Below are 19,222 nucleotides of genomic sequence, written 5' to 3' on the forward strand. Positions count from 1 at the left end.
AGTTGGAACACGTGATGCTCTAGTACAAACCGCAGAGAGCCTGATGCGCACAAAGGGTTATGCGGCCTTCAGCTATGCAGATCTTGCTGAAACAGTGGGTATCAGGAAGGCGAGCATCCATCACTATTTTCCAACCAAGGAAGATTTGGGAACCGCTATCATCGAAAATCATCTTGTCCGGATGCAAGACGACTTCGATTGCATCGAGCGGCAGCATCAGGATGTGATCGCTCGATTGGGGGCATTCACCCGGCGCTTTCAAGCCAGCAGTGACGGCGGGCTGTTGCCATTGTGTGGCGCGCTGGCTGCAGAAATGTCTGCGTTGCCGTCGGGTCTGCAGCAGCTCACGCACCGCTTTTTCGACATGCAGCTAACGTGGCTTACTAGAATCTTGGAACAAGGGATTGGCCGTGGGGAGATTCCATGTGGCTGCGGGGCCAGGCAGAAGGCATTCCTGTTGTTGAGCGCATTGGAAGGCTCCAGCTTAATCAATTGGGCAACGAAGGGGCAAGACTTCTTGAACGATCGTACCACCCGGCTTATTGTCGAGGAAGCCTAAGGGGCTCAGTGTGTTGATACACCCCGAGCCGGCTTACCACCTCGGCCACAGGGTGGCCACGTTCGGTCACCTGCGTGACGGCTTCTGCCTTAAATTCTTCTGTGTACCGCTTACCGCACATAACACCTCCAATCATAGGCCAGCGATGTCTGTCGGACTCGGGCCAGTCCAGACACATGCTTTCGGTTGATTGAAAATTCAACCGCTATGACTGAACTAGTGCTAGCGACGCGGTCCCACGAAGTGAGCACGACCGCCCGCGCTTTTCTTGATGTCGCAAAAGAAGTAAGCAAAATCGTAGGGGAGAAATAACTTGGATCAATATTTCTTTCAATTAGAGGATAGCCGATCGGTTTGGGTGCCAATCGGCGGGACTGTGAACGAACAGATTAGCGTTTTATTGATATCGGATGACTGACCGCTCTTGGCCGATTGCTGCCTTTTACTACAGGCCGCTATCGATCCAAAGCAAAATATCACTATGCTTAACCCTAGCCTTGATGGGCGGGCGCGTCTCACTGATATCCGAACGCAGGTAAATCCGTCATACGGTACGTCCGCTCTACTGCCTTGTTGAACTGTGTCTGCCACTCATCGGTCTGGGAATGCTGTTCTCGTCACCCGTGGCTTGCGGAGCATTGGAAAGATGGGTGGCGACGCCCCCACTTGAATGGTGCCCAACAACTCAAACCCGTGCCGCTCATAGAGGGGAATGTTCTTTGGGTTGCTGGATTCAAGATAAGCCAGTATATGGTCGCGATCGCACGGAATCAGAGCATGTTTCATTAACGCCGCGCCGTAGCCTTTTCCCTGTTGGGATGGGTCGATTCCAATGAATGGCAAATACCAATGCGGCTCCTGGGGATGATAGCGCCCCATCTGTTCAAAGACTCCAAAGACGTCCTTTTGCACCGACGCAGACCCTGTGCGTTGCACCAGTGTGATCAGTGTGTCTTCGTCAGGGCTGACTTCTGGCGGCAGCCATAGCGCCGCCCCGGCATAATCGTCCACGTAGTAGGCACTCCTGTGGGCAAACGCGTTGCCTCCCAATGCCTTGACGAAGTTGGGGAAATGCATCAGGTACTGCTGAGGATCAGGCCAAGTCCAACGCGCAGCAGGGTCCGTGCTAAACGCCAGAACCACGGGGGCAATGGCTAAAGCTTCATCAGATGTCGTAGCGGTCCTGATCATCGGTGTTGCCATGGTTTACCTCCAACAGGAATTATCCAAAATCTTGGGAAGCCTGGCGGCATTTAAACGGACAAAACTACCCGGCATGCATGACAGCAAGTCCGCAAGCGGTCGGTTGATCCGACGCAAGCCGCGCAAATCCCGGCTTTGACGCAATAATGCATGTACATCCTTTGACAAATCACCGTGAATCAAGACTCATCCCAAACTGGTCAAACCGAAATATCAAGTGAATTCACCAATTGCGTCGCAATGAACACCTGATACGTTACTGTCTATGAGCTGAATGCATTTACCTCCATCTGCCGAGATAGTACATCCGCATTTATGACTAAACGATCTCATAGACAATGGAAGGATCGGAAGTACGCACCTTCATATCAAGCACGATTGTCAAAATCGCCTACAAACTCTTTTGTATAAACAGCAGTAGCTGCAATTCAATCCTTGGCAGTGCAATGACTTCTGTTCTGCTCGCGATTAAAGTTTGCCCAGGCATAGATCTCGTCACTACTTGAGCTAAAGATATCTGCGAATAAACTTCGATTCGGCGAGTATCGCCCCGATACGGACAGAGCCTTACGACAGCACTATTCAAGGCATTGAAAGATGGCGCCGATTGGCTCAATCGGATTTGGTCCTATGCCGTCACTTCGATAGCAAACATCGCAACAAGGAGCACAAAGAGTAGCACTGACCCGCGAGAAGGTTTCCCAAGCATCGCTCTACTGCTCACATGACGGCTATTGCCCCCGTCTTTGTGTCGCCAGCCTGCGTCCTTCACCGGCGGAAAAGCGCAGCAGTGTCAGTATCTTCATCAACCAATCCAGCAGTTCTGCTTTTTGCTTTGTACGGGATTGTTTATCGCAACCCACTTAATCGTCCGCATAATTGCATGCGTTCCCGAATGCATCCACGCTCTTCATAGGCAGTGAGGCTTTATAGTAGGCTAAGTAGCAAACAGTTCTTTGATCATTCTGGTAGCATGATTTTGGCTTCGAATTTATTAACGCGTTGGAAACGCTATTGCAAATGGACAAGGTATGTTTTTACTGAAAACCAAGAGTGAACGAACTCAACGACCCATGACACTGATGCGCATGGATGACTGGGGGCGGACGCGGCAACGTTTGCGCCGTGCTTTTTTTGGCGCCGTGCTGTCAGTCATAGCGACCGGCGCATTTGCACAAGCCTATCCTGACCGGATTGTGAGACTTGTCGTCCCCTTTCCGCCGGGCGGACCGACCGACACCGCCGCGAGGATTATTGCCCAGAAAATGGGCGATAACCTCAAGCAGCAAATGATCGTTGAAAACCGGCCCGGCGTCTCAGGTATGATCGCCGCGGAGGCCGTTGCCAAGACTACACCGGACGGCTACACACTGATGGTGCTGGCGACACCGACACTCCTGGTGCCACACTTGACGGGGCGAAAGAATGCGGACCTGTTCAAGGAATTCACGCCCATTGGAGGCGCATATGAGCTGCCGATCGTCATGGTTGTCAATCCCGAACAACTGCCGGATGTAACAAACCTGCAGCAGTACGTTGCAAAAGCCAAGACACAACCCGGTACGATGAACTACACCAGCGCCGGCAACGGCAGCTTTGGCCATCTATCGACCGAACTGCTAAAGAATATTGGTAAGTTCGATATTCAGCACATCCCCTACAAGGGAAGCGCGCCGGCAATCCAGGATCTGCTCGGTGGCCAGGTAACGATGATGTTTTCCGATATGATTGCCGCCCTGCCGCACATCAAGGCCGGCAAGCTGCGTCCGATCGCTGTCGGGTCCGCCAGCCGGGTCGCCTTTACGCCGGACGTAAAAACGGTTGCCGAACAGGGCTTCCCCGGCTTCGATGCAAGTTCATGGGGCGGCGTGTTGGCACCGGCTGGAACGCCCAAGGAGATCGTCGCACGTCTGTCCAAGGAATTGCAGACCGCTCTCGCTGACAAGGACGTGCAGGCGAAAATGCTGGCTGCAGGGACGGTGGCGCAGTATCAGTCACCACAACAGTTGACGAACCGCATGCAGTCGGATTACGAACGTTGGGGCAAGGTCATCCGCGACAACAACATCACGGGCAACTAGGCAAATCAGCATGAGAGTGGCGGGTCCCGCTACTCATCTTAACCTCCTTCCTTTGCATCCTTGCAGTGGAGATCCTTTCACAGGATCTCCACTGCAAGTGGGCATCCCATCGCCGTTCGTAGCCGAAAGGTCTTTCTGCACAGCGGGAGGTTTCTTCTATTACATTTCACTACAATTTGAAGATGGCTGCTCGTTACTTTCTCGACGCGAAGCGATTCCTCCCATAGCAATCGATTCGAATACAAGCTTAAAGCTTTTCTAGACAGTGACCCCGCATTGGATGCCATATCGATTGAACCGACGCGCCGGTTATGTTAAAGCAGTGGATCGCCGAGGCGATATGGATGCAGTGAACGTTAAAAGGATGTTAGTTCAATAGCCTTTTATGTATGCATTCATATATATTTTTTTCTACACAAGCGCATGAGCTTTTGTGAAAATGAGCTGCTTCATTGAACGTCGAAGATTGGGATTTTGGTCTAGGTTCTGGAAGTGTGCAATGCCAAGGTGACTCCGGCAAGCGTCAACGTCATTGCCAAGACTTCTTTTATGCCGAGGGGCTCACCAAGGCTTACTGCGGCTGCGAGGACTCCAACTACCGGTGTCAGGAGAGTTGCTATGGAAGCCAATGCAGGTGGCAAACGCTGAAGGGCAGCAAACCATGTGACATAACATACGCCCATTGGAACAAGTGTCATGTACACCATGACTGCAAAGCCTTTACCACTTAGTGCATGTAAATCGGGATGTTCAGCAACCACACCGAAAAGCATCATCGGCAAGCAGCCTATCAAGAGTTGCCATGTGACTGAGGTGAGCGGAGGAATAGGCAAGGGCTTCAAAACGATGGTGCCAAATGCAAACAGCGAGGCCGCCCCCAACGCAAACATTACGCCGACAGCTTGATCTAATCGGATCCCGGAGTTAGCTCCAGCAAACAACAACGCGATTCCTGAGAGGCAGAGAACCAGGCCGCCAATACTCGACATGGTCGGTCTTTTGCCGAGAAAAGGCCAGGCCATAAGAGTCGCCCACACTGGCATGGTATAGACAAGAAGTGCACCTTGCCCTGCATTCAACCAGCGCATAGACAGCGTTGAGAATCCCATCCAGGCAAAGATGTTGAGGAAAGCAGCAAGAGCAAGTCTGCCCCGCAGATGGTGTGGCACTGCCAAGCTTTGGCCAGCCTTTACGGCGACAATGGCGATCAGGGCTGCGGCACACAACCCGGAAGTTCCTCTTGCAAACAACGGAGGCCATTCCTTCAGCAGGAACTTCATTGCTGGCCAGTTTAGTCCCCACCCTACGGAGGTTACAACGAGACAAAGTAGCCCGATGGAACGTGGATTCAGGTTGATCAAGGTATGGGCTGTTTCGGAAAATTAAAAACCAAATCTTACTCTTGGACATCAGGAATGTCTGGTGCTGGCCGATTGTGTTGAAAAAGTTCGGAAGAAACGTGGGTAGTGGCGTGCCATTGCACGAGTGAGTGAAATGGCAGTTGGTTTAAGTGCTGGTCATGGCTCTGCCTGGCCCGTCAGCGGCTCACGCGGGTTGAGTACCTTCTTGTAGAAACGTCCTTCCCAGCGTTTTAGCCATGCGCCGCAAGTTCTGTATTGTCGCTGCCAGCAAGAACTCGTCGTACGCGCCGGTTAGTCCCCTCAAGCGCAGGTGATCCAGCTTCAGAATGCGCTTGAGATGGGCAGACAGCATTTCCACTTTCTTCCTGTGCCGGCGTGAATTTTGATACTCCTTTGTCTGGCCAATAGACCGGGCCACGTCCCGTGCCCCTTCATGAATGCTGCGTGGGATCTTACGTGACGGTGTATTCGGGCAGCACATTGGTTTGAATGCGCAGCCCTCACAAGCGAACTTGCTCGCTCGGTACAGTAACGCGTCCTCTGCTGTTGCCTGTCCGGTTGTCCTCAGGAGCACACCGGTCGGGCATCGGTAGCAGTCCTCATCAGGATCGTAGGTGAAATCAGACCTGCTTAAGCTGCCATCCTGCCGTTCGGACTTGTCCCACACCGGCACATGGGGCTCAATCTGCTTGTCATTGAACATCCAGCCCAAAAGCGATGCCGTGCCATAGGCGGTGTCACCGACCAGTCGATGTGGCTTGATGTCAAAGCGCTGCTTGACCCGGTCTATCATGGTACGGGTGCACGCCACTTCATCCGAACTTACTGCGGGAGTCGCCTCGACATCCATGATGATGGCCGCCTGCAGATCGACCAGGTAATTCGTGGAGTAAGCAAAGAAGGCGGGGCCACCGGGAGCGGCCGTCCAGCGTGAGGCAGGATCAGTCAGCGATATCTTGCGTGCTGTGTGGCCGGAGAAACGGTGGCATCGAGTGCCGAGACATATTCCCTGACCGCGCGGCTCACAGGTCCTCCGCCGTGCCAATCATCCGGATCACGCCCGTCGGATTGTTTCTGCCGGCTGGCATCGGCCTTGACCGTGCTGGCGTCCACTGCAAAGCCTTCACCGCCGACCAGGCCTTCAGCAATGCAACGACTCAGGACCATCTCAAACAAATGGCGGAATGCATCGCTATCACGAAAGCGGCCATGCCGATTCTTGGAAAAGCTGGAATGTTCAGGCACCGCATCTTGCAGGCCCAGGCGGCAGAACCAGCGGTACGCCAGATTGAGCTGGACTTCTTCGCAGAGACGGCGCTCGGAACGGATGCCGTAGCAATAACCGATGATGAGCATACGGATCATCAGTTCCGGATCAATCGAAGGTCGACCGATATTGCTGTAGAAGCTGGTCAGATGGCCGCGAAGGTCCCGCAGATCGAGAAAACGGTCAATCAGTCGCAGCAAGTGGTTAGGCGGAACGTAATCCTCAAGACTCAGCGCAACGATGCGTTCCCGCTTTGCAATTTGATGCCCCATCATGGCCGCCTCCTGCCAACAGTGCAGCCTATACCGTAATCCTCTGCCGCTCCTCTTCAAGCCTTTTTCAACAGAATCAGCCGAAAGCGGACTTACGGCTAATTCATCGGGACGCAATGGGGAACGTCTGCGATCGACCCAAAGCCGTCGAAAGAATTTCCCAAAAGCGGAGGTTTTAATGTGCAGGGATGCGGCGCGCTGCGGGCTCTATGCAGGCCATTCACGCGCGCAGGTTTGCAGCGCGTCCAATACGACCGCCAGGTTAAGGGGCGACATATAAGGACCATCAGCCTTGAAATATCAATCGTCAAGTTTCAACCGCCAAGCAAGCGCGTATTGTGCGGCGCTAATGCGAGCACTCGGGCGGCTCAACTATCGCTTTGGAAGATTTTCGCAGGCAACGTAAACTCCCCTGTCGATTTGAATTGCCTGCTATAGAACGCTGGCCCGGCGAGTTTTCCGGTCATCGTATATGCGAGCTTCCCATGGTATTCGCTGGTCCCACCGCCCATAATCTGGCCCACGATGCCCATGACATGGCCCGCCACGCGGAATGCCGAAATACTCATCGGGACGGCAACAACCATCTCACCAAAGCGCGGTACGCTGCCACCAGCGTCACTAACGCCAGTAGCAAAGCGCTTGCCTTGCACATCCATCGCGACTGACACGCCGTTGAAGTCCAGCGGCGAGTCATTCGGATTTTGAATTCGCAACTTGACCAGCATTCGCAGCTCAAACCCTTCACCCTCAAGCGGTTCAACGCTCACCATGGATATCTCAAGGGGTTCGCGGCCTTGAAAGCTGGCACAACCACCCAGTAGAAGCACTCCGAAGGCAAGGAGTACGAGCAGCGCGTTCCGAACAATTGACACGATGATCTCCGTCGCGATTAGAAAGCGTTTGGATGGAACGCTCAGTGCCTAGGTCGGTTAGAGTTTTACGTTTCACGCTTGCTCTGGCTCGCAGAGGTGCACTTCACTCGTTATAAGTCGCAAAGGCGCATCGACAGTGGTGTTCAGAACTGAATTCTGTCGTTATGCACAGTGGCAACAGAATCGGCGAAAGCGACATGCCTTTCTTTCCTCCCATAGCCAGCTTAGCATCGAATTACGGCGCCTACGATGGCGAATGAAAGGGCGCAGCCTCTTTTTCAATCACACCATCACCCGCCAATACAGCGCGCATGACTTCATGCAACTCCGTGCGCGGCACCGTCCCGATCAATGTTGCAAGCTTGTCCTCCGACAACCGATGCGGCCGTTGCCATAAATAGCGCATTTCCACAATGGCGCGCAGCATGGGCGAGAATGGGGATGCCAGGCGCAGCTGCCACCATGGCAACTGCCTGACCTGGAGCGGCCGGCCTGCGCAGTGTATGAGCGCATCGGTCATTGCCATGCCGGTCGATGTCAGGCCGCCGTAATGGAATACCTCATGCGGCGGTAACGCGTCACGGCGTCTGGCAACCGCCACGAACACCTTGGCCAGGTCTGGCAAGTACGCCCACGCATGTTCCAGCCCCAGCGGCCCGGGGTACACCAGCCTGCCTTTGCCAAGATCCTTCGCAATGACCATGTCCATCCAGGTGCCGGGGCCGGTGCCGCCAAGGAAATCACCCGCCCGGATAACCACGCTGCGCGTACCCTGCGCTGCCGATGCGCGCATTGCCTGTTCCAACGCCAAGCGGATCCTGCCCTTCGGGGTGTCAGCGGGCTGCGGCGTTTGTTCCTCCAGCACTGCGGGCAATTGCGAACCAAAGTTATAAACATTGCCGGGCAACATCAGCAAGGCGCCCGTACTGCCAGCGAGATGCAGCGCTGCCTGGCCAAGTGCGGGAACACGCCGGTCCCATTCGGTATAGGGAGGATTCAACGCATTCACGACAACGTCGATCTGTCCAGAAACGGCTTGCAGCACCGCCTGGGTATCCAATGCGTCACAGATTATTGCGGTAACGTCATGCGCAGGCATCCTCAGCGGCGAGCGGCTCTGTGCAAACACGCGCCAACCGTCATTGTGGAATGCGTTCGTTACGGCACTGCCAAAGCGGCCGTTTGCCCCAAGAATCAATACGCCGGGGGTGGAATGGGATTGCATGCTGGCTCCAGTGGTGATGCAGGTGATATGGCGCTATTGTCAGTCTGGCGGAAGAGCACCACAATACGCATAGTTAAATAACAGCTATTCAAAATTGAATACCAGAATGCAGGCCGGGACGCAGCCGTTCCTTGATCCACAGCGCATGGATTGGAATGCCCTCAAGGCGTTTTACTTCGTTGCCGACCGAGGGTCGCTTACCCGTGCAGCCAGTCTGCTCGGCGTCAGCCAGCCGACGTTGTCGCGCCAAATCGCGACGCTTGAATCGACGCTCGGCGTGGCCCTGTTCGAACGGTTGCCACGGGGTCTCAAGCCAACCGAGGCCGGCACTGCGTTGCTGGAGCCGGTTCGGCGCATGCTCGGTGCAGCACAGGGGGCAAGCATCGCCGCAACCGTCCGTCATGAAGCAATTGCCGGCACCGTCCGGCTAACGGCAAGCGAAATCATGTCTGCCTATGTGCTGCCACCAATTCTTGTCCGGCTGCGGGCGATGTATCCCGCTGTCCAGATTGAGCTTGTTGCCTCAAACGCGATCGATAATCTGCTCACACGCGAAGCCGATATCGCGATCCGAATGGTCAGGCCAAAGCAGCAAGGCGTGGTAACGCGCAAGGTGGCGCAATACGAACTGGGGTTCTTTGCTCGGCGGGACTATCTTGCGTTGCATCACCGGATCAGCCTTCCGCAAGCATTGGAGCAACTCGATTGGGTTGGCTTTGACCAGTCAAACCAGCTCATTGAAGGATTTCGCCAGGCCGGCTTCAACGTCGGCAAATCCCTGTTCGTCTTTCGTACCGATAACCAGATCGTCGGATGGCAAGCGGTACTGGCTGGGCTTGGTGCAGGCATCGGCATGAAGCACGTGGCTCGGCAATTTCCGCAGTTGCAACAGATCCTTGAAAACCAGGCCTTGCCAGAGTTGCCGGTATGGCTGACCGCACACCGCGAGTTGCGCAGCGTGCCGCGCATCCGAGCCGTGTTTGACTTCTTGGCTGACGCGCTCGCCGGCGTTTCTCAGGCATGAGACCGCACATCGGCCCAACCTCCTTTGGTCGGGCCTACTTGCTGACGGGCGACGTGGTTGCACAATACGGATTGCGTGTTCGTCGCGCCGTTTTGCGGATTGTCGGCCTGCCTGACACCGGAAAACGCGGAGGAACGGGGAATGACAAAGAACGATGAGGAAACCAAGGACCGTGATGCAATCAGACGGCCGCGCGCATTTTCCTGCTAGTTTAATAAATGCATCATGGCCGCGGTCAGCAGCGACGCAAGCAGGGCGGTCATGCCGTGTTCGATCCAACGCAGCTTGCTCGTGCGCTGGTAGTGGTTTGCTACGCGATCGGGGCTGATACGCAGTTGTGCTGCATTGTCAGCCGTGGCCGACGCAAATGCGGCCCTTGCGGCACTCTGCAACGCCGCGCGCTGTTCATCGACGGTTTTCGACGTCACTTCCGCGGCTTTGCGGTCCAGGTGTTGGGTTAATTCCGCCTTCGCCTGTTCATTGAACGCCGTCACTGCGATGCGATATTGATCGCCCGCATCCTCGAGCGCGGTCACGGTGGCGCGTAGCGCGGATTCGGCTTTCATCACCGCGTGCGGCAACTGTTCGACACGTGCCAGCAACGCATCGACGTCGCCCAGCAATTCCACCATCAACGCTTCGCGGGTGGTGCGCGGCCCAGCCATCAGTGAACTTTGGGAAAGACTGCGCGAAATGCATCGTCAAGATTCTTGTTTGCCGTGACGGCCAGGCGTTTCAGCGCGACCATGCGAACACAGTATTCCTTCTCGTCGTCGCTGGTACTCGCTCGCAGCCGGGCGCGGTAATCGGTCGGGTCGGCGGTAATGTCGCCCAGCGACTTGCCGACATCTTTCAGTTTTTCGAACACGTCGTTGGCATGGATGATGGCCGATGGATTGAGTGTGAACGACTTTTCCGACGCGGCCAGGCCGAATAGCGGGGCAAATTCTTCCGTCACCGATTCATCGATATCCAGCTTGTTGAACAGGGTGCGAATCTTGGTGCGGGCAATGCCAATGCGCGCCAAGGCCCGGATGGTGTTGACGGTATCGGCGAGTTGCTTCTTTTCCTTGACGACGGGCACGATGAAAAAATCGAATTCCTCGTGCGAGCCGGCGTATTGCTGCATCAGTTTGAGAAACTCTTCGACGTTGGATGCCCCTACATCAATGATGGCCGCGTCCAGCAGCATCAACTGTTCCTGCAATTCCCCGAATTTCCTGCCCCGCATTTTTTCAACGTCGATGCCATCGGCCGACGCATCCATATTGAGCGATTCGATCGAAAAAATCGGTGCGTCACCCATGCGAGGTTTCAGCAGATGGGCGGCAACGGTGGTTTTACCCACGTTTCCCGAAAAGTTGATAACGGCTACCTTCATGAGATCCTCTTTTTGACGAGTTTGGCTAATGCCGCCAGGTCCGGCGTGCTATTGAAAATCGCGTCCAGTTGCGCCGGGTCGTGCGAGCCCGTGTTTTCCGATCGGGTAGCCATTGTCGTTGCGCTGTTGTCTAGATTGGACGCCGATAAAGCGCCGCAATCGACGGCGCTGTCGGCAGACACCGCAATGCCGGATGTGTTTCGCGGCGGTGCCGTCGCGCTTTTGTTCCGTTGGCGGCGAAGGCGTTGCAACATCGTGTTGAAAGTGGCCAGCGACAAGTCCAGTCCGCACGCATTGAGTTCCGCCAGCACCGCTGCGTGCGTCACCCCTGCCGCCAATGTGGTTTCCACGTCGTCGAATATTTCCCGCAAGCGTGCTGCCTTGGAACGTTTCTGATTATTTTGCGCCAGCGCCTGAAGTCGCCTAGATATTGTTTGTTTATCCATAAGGCGTGGTCAACAGGCGCGCACGCCGACCATTGCTTGATTCTTGATCGCGTGGTGTTTTACATTGCATGAGAGCCGATCAGGTTGTGGTCACATTGTGTTCTACGATGCTGTTCATATGTCTTCTGCATGTACCGCGATGTGTATGCTTGACTAAAGTAGTTCAGCATAAGTTCAAGGGAAGGTGGAGATAAGGTGAAGGCAGGATTCGTAAATGCGCTGCGCTCTGGTACAGTGGTGTGGCATATCCCATCTCTCTCTCTCTCTCTGGTCCTCCCATGCCTGTGCTCAAGACTCTCGTCGAGCCCACCGCCAAAGCCCGATTCCAGGCGATGGCAAAAGAGCGGCACCTGTCAGAATCAGAACTCCTGCGCGCGGTCGTCTTGGCGATTACCGACGACAACGAATCCGCCATGGACAGGACGCTGCCAGAGCCGGACAATGCGGAGGTCGTCCGCATGACCGTGCGCATGCCCCGTTTTCTGGTCGACGGCGTCGGTGAACGCGCACAAGCCAAAGGCATGGCGTCCAGCCGCTGGGTTGCTGCACTGGTCCAGTCCCACCTGACTAAGCTACCGGTGATGACGACGGACGAACTGCACTGTTTGCGCACCAGCAATCGCGAACTGGCGGCGATCGGCCGCCATCTGAACCGGATGGCGCAATTGCGCAATGACGCATTTCAACGGGTCGACAAGGTGCCGCTGGACGGGCTTCCCGGCCTTGCAAACGCCATCCTGCAGAACCGCATCACGATCCAACGCCTTGTGCGCGCCAGCCAACATGCCTGGGGAGCGCCGGATGGCCTGGATTGACACCGAGCTCGGCAAGGCGCTGACGGCACCGGTCAAGCGCCGGGCCAATACCACCGGACAATTGCATGCATCACCAGGCGGCATGCGTGATCAGGCAAAGCGGGTCGCAAGCGGTACGCCGGAAGTGATGGTGAAAGTCACCGGATTTGCCAAAGGCGCCGGTCATGTCAAAGCCCATTTGGATTACGTCAGCCGCCATGGCAAGGTTGACCTCGAAAATGATCGCGGCGAGCGCTTTCACGGTCGCGACGAAGTAACCGCATTGTTCAAGGATTGGCAAAGCGACTTCGGCGAATGCCGGCGCCACAAACAGCAGCGCGATACCATGCAGGTCGTGTTGTCCATGCCGGAAGGCACCGACCCGCAGGCGGTGCAGCAAGCGGTACGCGCATTTGCCCGATCCACGTTCGGTCGTAATCATGAATACGTCTTTGCGTTGCATACCGATGAACCGCATCCCCATGCGCATGTCACAGTCAAGTGCCGCGGCTTCGATGGCCGGATGCTCCAGGTCGCGAAAGGCGATCCGCACCTCTGGCGCCAGACGTTTGCCGAGCGCCTGCGTGCCATCGGCATCGCAGCGGAGGCGACCCCGCGTCGCGCGCGCGGTGTGGTGCAAAAGGCGCAACCGAGTGTCATCCGGCATATCGAGCGCGGAGACAACACGCACCCACCCCGCGTGCCGCGGGTCATCGCAGCCCGGGTCAAGAGTGCTGCGCAAGAAATGACGCAAGGTGACGCGGCATCCTCCACAATGAAACCCTGGGAGGCGGCGACTTACGTGCGCCAGTGCAAGGTGCGCGATGCATGGCTGAGGGCCGCCGATGCACTCCAGGGGGAACGCCCGCGCTTAACCTTCGAGCAGAAAGACATCCGCAATGAACGACCCGACTATGACCGCATCAGCATCGAGCGCGCACGGGCAGGGCAGCGGGCAGCCGCGTTATATCAGTCCGACGTTGAACGCACTGGATCCGCAGCACCGGCCGGCGCCTTCGCCGGCGTGCGAGACGTGCCCGGCAGCCCTGTGGTTCGCGTCCGACGATCTGCTGCAATGCTATTGCACTCGCATGCATCTGATCGTGTGGGATGGGCTGCTGGCGCCGATTCTGAAATGCGACGGGCGCGAGCTGGCGCTGCTCGCACTGCCGGAGAACGCCAGTCAATAACGCCCGTTCACAGTGCGACGGCAGAAAACCACCTGCTGGCAAGCCAGATACGCGCCTTCGTCGCGGCGATGCCTGCGATCGAAACCCGGGCACAGCAATTGAAGCGGCAATTGCGGCAACAATTCGCCACAACTATCGACCAGGCGCACGACCGGCGAGCGTCTGTGACGCCACCGTCCGAGCCGACGCAAAAAATTGAAGCGGATCGCGCCGCGCCCAAAGAGATCAACAACGAGATCAATAAAGATATCCACAAGGATCTCGACCGTTAGAGAATGGATTTGACAAACCATAACAGGGCCAGGTGCAGCGGGTAATACAGGTAAAACACCCGACGCAGGCGCGGCAAGCGCAGATCCACATGCGGGGCGGCAACCATCAGCGGCAGCGCCGCCAATGCCCACAAGCCGTTATCGAGCAGCTGCAAGCCAGCCAGCGGCAATGCGCACACGACGAGCGCTGCCACGCGTGCCGAGGTGATATACCATTTCGCCGCCAGTACAAAGGCCACCCCGAACCACCAGAATTCCACCACCGATCCGCCGATGGCAAATAATGCGATTGCCCCGATGCGATTGACGATCCCATCCTTTTGCAGCAAACCGGCGACGCCGGCAGCCGTCAATAGCATGAACAGAATATTCAGCGGCCACCAGCCGCCCACTCTATCCGCCAGGGCGATGAAAAAGGGCGTGGCGATGACGCCATAGAGGGCCAGGCGCCGCATCGTGCGGCCGTAAAGACCGGCCGCGTAGGCGCCTTGCCGCGCGAGGTTCGCCGCCAGGACGAAGCCGAAGATCGGCATGGCCAGTCGTCCGGCTTCGAAGGCGACTGGCAGTTTGCCATCGAACAAGTACTTGTTCGTATGGTCCAGCGTCATCAACACCAGCCCCAGCCATTTCAATGCTTCCAGCGTGCCACTAGGAATAACGACCGGCGCTGTCACCGCGCTTGGCGCCGGCTGCGCCATCTTGGTCGACGGATCTGCCCCGGGTTTCATCGCATGCAAATGGCCGAGTCCGCGGCACGCGCAAAATGCTGTTGCACGTGCGTCGCTTTCACCGAGAATACTCGCTGTCGTCGCCTGCTGTGCGCGGCACTGCTGACCACGTCACTGCTGACCGCGTCACTTCGTGCTCCTGCCGAATATGCGCCTGCGGGAGTTCGCCACGCTCGATGCTGGCCACCATGTTCTGGCGCACGCGCGCGGCGACGATCTCGCGCTGCGCGGACGACAGGCCATCGGCGTCGGCCTTGCGGTCGATGGCCGCCGCCAAGGCGAGGGCGCCAGCCAGTTCAGGATGCTGGCGCACCGCCCTGTCTGCCGACTCTGAAACGAAGCTTTGTGCCATGCGCATAAGGCGCATTTGTTCATTTGTCGACGCAGAAGTGGTCATCGCTTGCGCGCCCTGTGCTTTGCTGTCGACATTGTCACCAGTGCGAACCCGCTTGTTCGGCTTCTGAACTTGGTTCGTTTGCGCAACATGCGACTGGTTTGCCAACGCGGCCTGGTCTTGTTCGGACGGCTCCAACGGCGGTTGCGGGTCATTTTCCTGCATGATCAACCTCGCTTTAAAGTGAAAGGGTCAGGCCGGCTTGCCGGCAAAGGTCATCGGCGTACGCATGCAACGCCGCTTCGTTCAGTTGCCCGACGTCTGGCGCGCGCACGGATGAAAAGTCGATGGCGAACTGCGATAGGGTCAGCTTCGCCAGACTGGCAATATCGTCCGGCGTGACAGGCCGTTCCTGCGTACCGCCGCCGGCCCGGCCCGGCGACGGTACGGTTGCCGCCGGGGGCTGGCCTGTCAGCCGATGGTGCGCGTCGACATGAATCATCGGAACGGGCGCTGCCAGCTCGCCCGTAGCGATGGCCGCGTCGAGTTGCATCTTCGTCGGCATCGTCCACCGGATGCTGCGCAAGCTGGGTGACACTTCGCGCAGGCGGTCGACGAATGCGCGGTCCTTGTAAAACAATACCTTGCGCGCGAGGATGGGCCGGGTGTTTTCCAGCACGATCAATTGCCTGTCCTGTCCCAGCCCGGTGATTTCCTGCGGCAGCAACAGTGCCCGGCGCTGGTCCGACACGTTTTCCGATGGCGACCGTCTGGAAAACAGGGCCTGGTCTTTTGACTGGGAGCGGCCCTTCACGGTTTGGTAGCCCAGCCATTCGGCGATATCCCGGGCGGTCTCCGTTTCCGACGCCTTTGGCGGGTACACGATCTGCAGCGCATGATTCGTCTGAAAATTGGCCGCCGCTTCCTTGCCATACACTTCGACCAGCTGCGCCGGACTTTGAATGATGGGCATCATGCGTAGCCGGTAACCGGCGATGTAGCTGATGCCTTTTGACAGGATCGGCATTTTGCCGATCGCGGTAAATTCATCCATCAGCAACAAACAGGTGTACTGGATGGCCTTGCTCCGGTTCGGCCGTTCGCGCGTATTCAAGTCCACCAGCTGCTGGAAAAACAGATTCAGCAACGGCGCCATGCGCGCCAGGTTGTCGGGCGTGACCCCGAGGTAGATCGACATGCGCCGCCTTCTGACATCGCGCAAATCAAAATCATTGCCGCTGGTGGCCGCATCCACCAGCGGGTTCATCCACAATTCCAGGCGCGAGCGAAAGCCGCCGACGATGCCGCTGCGGGTATTGTCGGAAGCAATGGAAAGGTAGGTATTGAGCGCCCGTACGCAGGCATCCGACAGCGGCGTGCCAGCCGCGACCCTGTCGTTGATGCATTGGGCAAAGTAGGCGGCGCCATCGCCGGCGCTCAGCGTTTCCCGTAACACCTGACCGAGCGTCACCGGTTTGCCTGGTGTCTCGAGCAAATACAGCACCACGCCGAGGAAAAAGGTGCGCGGCGTGGCGGTCCAGATGACGTCGGTGCCGGGTTGATCAGGAAACAGCATGTTGCCGATCTTTTGAATATCGTCGATGCGGAAATGGGGGTCGTCGGCGATGTAGGACAACGGGTTGTAGCGGTGGGTGCGGTAATCGGTGGCGGCAGGATTGAATAGGTAACATTCCTGGCCATACCGGTGCCGCACACCACTGGTGATATCCCAGTTTTCCTGCTTGATGTCGAGCACCACGACGCTGTCGGGCCAATGGAGCAGGTTCGGTATTACGATCCCGACGCCCTTGCCGCTGCGGGTGGGTGCGGAAATGATCACATGCTGCTGGCCGTCAAACATCAGGTAGCGGCTTCCGATCCTGCCAACAATGATGCCCTTGTCCCCCAGCAATTCGGCCTTTTTGATGTCGCGCCGACTGGCAAACCGCGCGTCGCCATACAGGCTGCGCTGTGCCGGGCTGAACAACCACCATCCCGGTACGACGAGTGCGGCCGCGGTGACGCCGGCGGCGATGGCCAACCACGCCTGAACCTGCTCCATTGCGCCGTAGTAATACCAGTATTGGTACAGCGTCAGCGGCGTGGCGTCGTCGAACCGGCGGCCGAAGGCCAGCAGAAAAATGCCGCCCGCCAGATAGGCCCACAGCACGATACTGCCGATCGCGGCAGCGGCTATGCGGCCAGCGTTAATCCAGCTGCGGTCGCCGGGAATGCGGGTCATAATAGATTTCCATCAATTTGCGCTTGTGATAGAAGAGCACCACGTCAATCGTCGTGAACAAGCGGTGCTTGATATAGTCGGTGTCGAGATGAGCGCCGGTACGGCTATCCTTGATCAATGCCGTTAACTGTTCGAACGCTTCATATGCGCCATTCGCATGCATCGTCGATATCGACCCGGGGTGCCCGGTATTGATGGATTTGATGAATTCCCACGACTCGTCGCCCCGCAATTCCGCCAGCAAGATGCGGTCCGGCTTCATGCGCAGGCATGACGCCAACGCCTGCTTGGGCGAGACCCGCGCGCCGCCTTCATCTTCGCGGCCGTAAAACAGATGCACCTTGTTGGCATGATGGTGCAGAAACAGTTCGTGCACATCCTCGATCGTGATCAGCCGCTCGCTGGCGGGAATGCTGCGTGTGAGGCTTTTCGTAACCGACGTCTTGCCGGAGCCGGTTTTTCCCACGATCAGGATATTGCGATGCGTGCGTACCGCCAGATCCAGAAAATCCCTGATCCGCTTGTCCTTGCGCAGACGCAGCAACTCGTGTTCGAACGGCTGCATGTCATTGCTCACGTCAACGCATTCGATGAACGCGCCTTCGTCATCGAGTTCTTCCAGGGTTTTGTCGATGACGGCGGGTTTGCGCACCGTGATCGATACCGTATGCGGCTCGCACGCCGGAGGAATGACGACCTGCACGCGCTCACCCAGCGGCAGTGTCGCCGACAGCACCGATTTTTCCGCGGAAATCGACTTGCCGTTGTAGCTGGCAATCAGTGTTGCGAGGCTACGGCAGTGATTGAACGTCAATGCCGGTGCGTCATGCCGCACCCAGCCGTCGCGCGATTCGGTCCATATTTCCCGCGGCCGGTTCACGGCAACCTCGGTGACCGACGCATCACCCAGAAACGGCCGCAACGGCGCCAGGTATTCACCCAGCATTTCCGACGACTGGCGATCCCCATCCTCTTGCACGGTGACGGATTGGCTCACGGCACACTTTGTGTGGGCTGCAACACGTAGACGGCACTGAAATCGAGATCGCGCGCGACCATGACCTGGATGTGATCGCCTCCGTTTTTGACGATGGTAGGTGGAATGTTGACGGTCGATTCCAGAATTTTCTCGACCACTTTTTCCCCGCCGGTGACGGCATTGCCGTAGTAATTGTTGGTGCTGCCGCTGCCACCCCCATTGCGATTGGCAATGGCCGTGACGGTATCTTTGATCAGACTAAGCAGGATGGCGGTACCGAAGCGTTCTGCAAAGTGATTGTCGACCCATCCCTCCAGGCCGGAGCGGCCGAGCGCATCGGTGCCGGGTGAATTCAATGACACGATGACGCCGTTGGGGGTTTTTGCCCGGGTCCACAGCACGAACAATCTGACCTGACCCTGCTTTACCCCACTCTGATATTCGCCCACCAGTTGCGAGCCCCGATCCAGCAGCAGCACTTGCCCATTGTCGGAATACACGTCCCGCGTGAGGCGGCAGGTTGCAATGCCAGGCACCGAACTGTCGAGCGCCGTTTCCAGCGCACAGTCGAGTGTTGTGCCTTTCGTGAGCAGGAAATTGCGGTCGGCCAGCAGCGACGCTGACACGCCTTTGGTTACCGTCGGCTCCAACCTGTTCGCCAACTCGTTGCCGGCACCGGAGCGGCCTGTCGCGTCACCGCCAAAAAGCGACGATGCGCCTTCTGCGCCTGCCATCGGACGTGCTGCCGCAGGTGCGGCATCCCTTCCCGCGCTCGCTGTGTTTGCTGCCCCGCTGTCACCGACAAGCAGGCTGCCGCCCATCTTTCGTTCGGTCCAGTCTTGCACCGGTTTGTCTTTTGCTGCTGCGGCGGGAGCGCCGCGCTGCACGGGGATGGGCGGCGCGGGTGGTGTGGGCGGCGGTGCCGGTAGCGGCGGCGCCATGGCGACGGTTATCGGCGGTGGCGGGGGTGGCGCGGCAATCGGCGGCAG

The 19,222-nt window shown here is 57.4% G+C and carries 17 protein-coding genes and 2 pseudogenes; 5 read left to right on the forward strand and 14 right to left on the reverse strand.

Annotation, left to right across the window (positions count from 1 at the left end; all coding sequences use genetic code 11):
- A partial coding sequence (locus V7080_RS11405; RefSeq protein WP_334188517.1) for a TetR/AcrR family transcriptional regulator occupies window positions 1–559 on the forward strand: 559 nt, incomplete at its 5' end.
- 7 nt (window positions 560–566) lie between these two features.
- On the opposite strand, the pseudogene V7080_RS11410 reads toward V7080_RS11405, so the two are convergent.
- Both V7080_RS11410 and V7080_RS11415 read right to left on the reverse strand, forming a co-directional pair.
- Window positions 567–680 (reverse strand): annotated as a pseudogene (locus V7080_RS11410) (transposase); the annotation flags it as partial.
- A gap of 470 nt (window positions 681–1,150) precedes the next feature.
- Complete coding sequence (locus tag V7080_RS11415) at window positions 1,151–1,762, reverse strand: GNAT family N-acetyltransferase (RefSeq protein WP_334188518.1); 612 nt, start codon at window positions 1,760–1,762, stop codon at window positions 1,151–1,153.
- Window positions 1,763–2,844: 1,082 nt separating this feature from the next.
- On the opposite strand from V7080_RS11415, the gene V7080_RS11420 reads away from it, so the two are divergent.
- Window positions 2,845–3,843 (forward strand): Bug family tripartite tricarboxylate transporter substrate binding protein, encoded by a 999-nt coding sequence (locus V7080_RS11420; protein WP_442947217.1) that lies wholly within the window; start codon window positions 2,845–2,847, stop codon window positions 3,841–3,843.
- Window positions 3,844–4,322: 479 nt separating this feature from the next.
- On the opposite strand, the gene V7080_RS11425 is transcribed toward V7080_RS11420, so the two are convergent.
- From V7080_RS11425 to V7080_RS11440, 4 genes and pseudogenes are all read right to left on the reverse strand, one after another.
- Window positions 4,323–5,204 (reverse strand): DMT family transporter, encoded by an 882-nt coding sequence (locus V7080_RS11425; RefSeq protein ID WP_334188519.1) that lies wholly within the window; start codon window positions 5,202–5,204, stop codon window positions 4,323–4,325.
- A gap of 184 nt (window positions 5,205–5,388) precedes the next feature.
- A pseudogene (locus tag V7080_RS11430) lies at window positions 5,389–6,746 on the reverse strand (transposase).
- A 365-nt stretch (window positions 6,747–7,111) separates the two neighbouring features.
- Complete coding sequence (locus V7080_RS11435; RefSeq protein ID WP_334188520.1) at window positions 7,112–7,516, reverse strand: LEA type 2 family protein; 405 nt, start codon at window positions 7,514–7,516, stop codon at window positions 7,112–7,114.
- A gap of 346 nt (window positions 7,517–7,862) precedes the next feature.
- A complete protein-coding gene (locus V7080_RS11440) occupies window positions 7,863–8,843 on the reverse strand; it encodes an NAD-dependent epimerase/dehydratase family protein (protein WP_334188521.1) in 981 nt (326 codons plus the stop codon).
- 145 nt (window positions 8,844–8,988) lie between these two features.
- Between V7080_RS11440 and V7080_RS11445 the strand changes: the two genes are divergently transcribed.
- Window positions 8,989–9,867, forward strand: a complete 879-nt coding sequence (locus tag V7080_RS11445) for a LysR family transcriptional regulator (protein ID WP_334188522.1) — start codon at window positions 8,989–8,991, stop codon at window positions 9,865–9,867.
- Between the two features lie 206 nt (window positions 9,868–10,073).
- Here V7080_RS11445 and V7080_RS11450 read toward each other — a convergent pair whose 3' ends face one another.
- From V7080_RS11450 to V7080_RS11460, 3 genes are read right to left on the reverse strand one after another with little or no spacing between them, the layout of a single operon-like run.
- Complete coding sequence (locus tag V7080_RS11450) at window positions 10,074–10,532, reverse strand: hypothetical protein (RefSeq protein ID WP_334188523.1); 459 nt, start codon at window positions 10,530–10,532, stop codon at window positions 10,074–10,076.
- A complete protein-coding gene (gene stbB, locus V7080_RS11455) occupies window positions 10,532–11,248 on the reverse strand; it encodes a StbB family protein (protein WP_334188524.1) in 717 nt (238 codons plus the stop codon). The genes V7080_RS11450 and stbB overlap by 1 nt, the downstream gene beginning before the upstream one ends.
- Window positions 11,245–11,598 (reverse strand): hypothetical protein, encoded by a 354-nt coding sequence (locus V7080_RS11460; RefSeq protein WP_334188525.1) that lies wholly within the window; start codon window positions 11,596–11,598, stop codon window positions 11,245–11,247. The genes stbB and V7080_RS11460 overlap by 4 nt, the downstream gene beginning before the upstream one ends.
- A gap of 374 nt (window positions 11,599–11,972) precedes the next feature.
- Between V7080_RS11460 and V7080_RS11465 the strand changes: the two genes are divergently transcribed.
- Both V7080_RS11465 and V7080_RS11470 read left to right on the forward strand, forming a co-directional pair.
- A complete protein-coding gene (locus tag V7080_RS11465; RefSeq protein WP_334188526.1) occupies window positions 11,973–12,509 on the forward strand; it encodes a hypothetical protein in 537 nt (178 codons plus the stop codon).
- A complete protein-coding gene (locus V7080_RS11470) occupies window positions 12,496–13,950 on the forward strand; it encodes a relaxase/mobilization nuclease domain-containing protein (protein WP_334188527.1) in 1,455 nt (484 codons plus the stop codon). Before V7080_RS11465 ends, V7080_RS11470 begins: the two co-directional genes overlap by 14 nt.
- Here the strand turns inward: V7080_RS11470 and V7080_RS11475 are convergent.
- From V7080_RS11475 to virB10, 5 genes are all read right to left on the reverse strand, one after another.
- Window positions 13,947–14,678, reverse strand: a complete 732-nt coding sequence (locus tag V7080_RS11475; RefSeq protein WP_334188528.1) for a TraX family protein — start codon at window positions 14,676–14,678, stop codon at window positions 13,947–13,949. The genes V7080_RS11470 and V7080_RS11475 overlap by 4 nt on opposite strands.
- Before the next feature lie 58 nt (window positions 14,679–14,736).
- On the reverse strand, window positions 14,737–15,243 hold the full coding sequence (locus V7080_RS11480; RefSeq protein WP_334188529.1) for a hypothetical protein: 507 nt from the start codon (window positions 15,241–15,243) through the stop codon (window positions 14,737–14,739).
- A 7-nt stretch (window positions 15,244–15,250) separates the two neighbouring features.
- Window positions 15,251–17,254 carry a type IV secretory system conjugative DNA transfer family protein gene (locus V7080_RS11485; RefSeq protein WP_334188530.1) on the reverse strand — a complete coding sequence of 668 codons (2,004 nt, stop codon included), beginning with the start codon at window positions 17,252–17,254 and terminating at the stop codon, window positions 15,251–15,253.
- Window positions 17,220–18,251 carry a P-type DNA transfer ATPase VirB11 gene (gene virB11 / locus V7080_RS11490; protein ID WP_334188531.1) on the reverse strand — a complete coding sequence of 344 codons (1,032 nt, stop codon included), beginning with the start codon at window positions 18,249–18,251 and terminating at the stop codon, window positions 17,220–17,222. The genes V7080_RS11485 and virB11 overlap by 35 nt, the downstream gene beginning before the upstream one ends.
- Window positions 18,248–19,222 (reverse strand): type IV secretion system protein VirB10 (virB10, locus tag V7080_RS11495; protein WP_334188532.1); only part of this gene is annotated, 975 nt, incomplete at its 5' end. The genes virB11 and virB10, both read right to left, overlap by 4 nt.

This window comes from Noviherbaspirillum sp. (assembly GCF_036846085.1).
GTDB lineage: Bacteria > Pseudomonadota > Gammaproteobacteria > Burkholderiales > Burkholderiaceae_D > Noviherbaspirillum.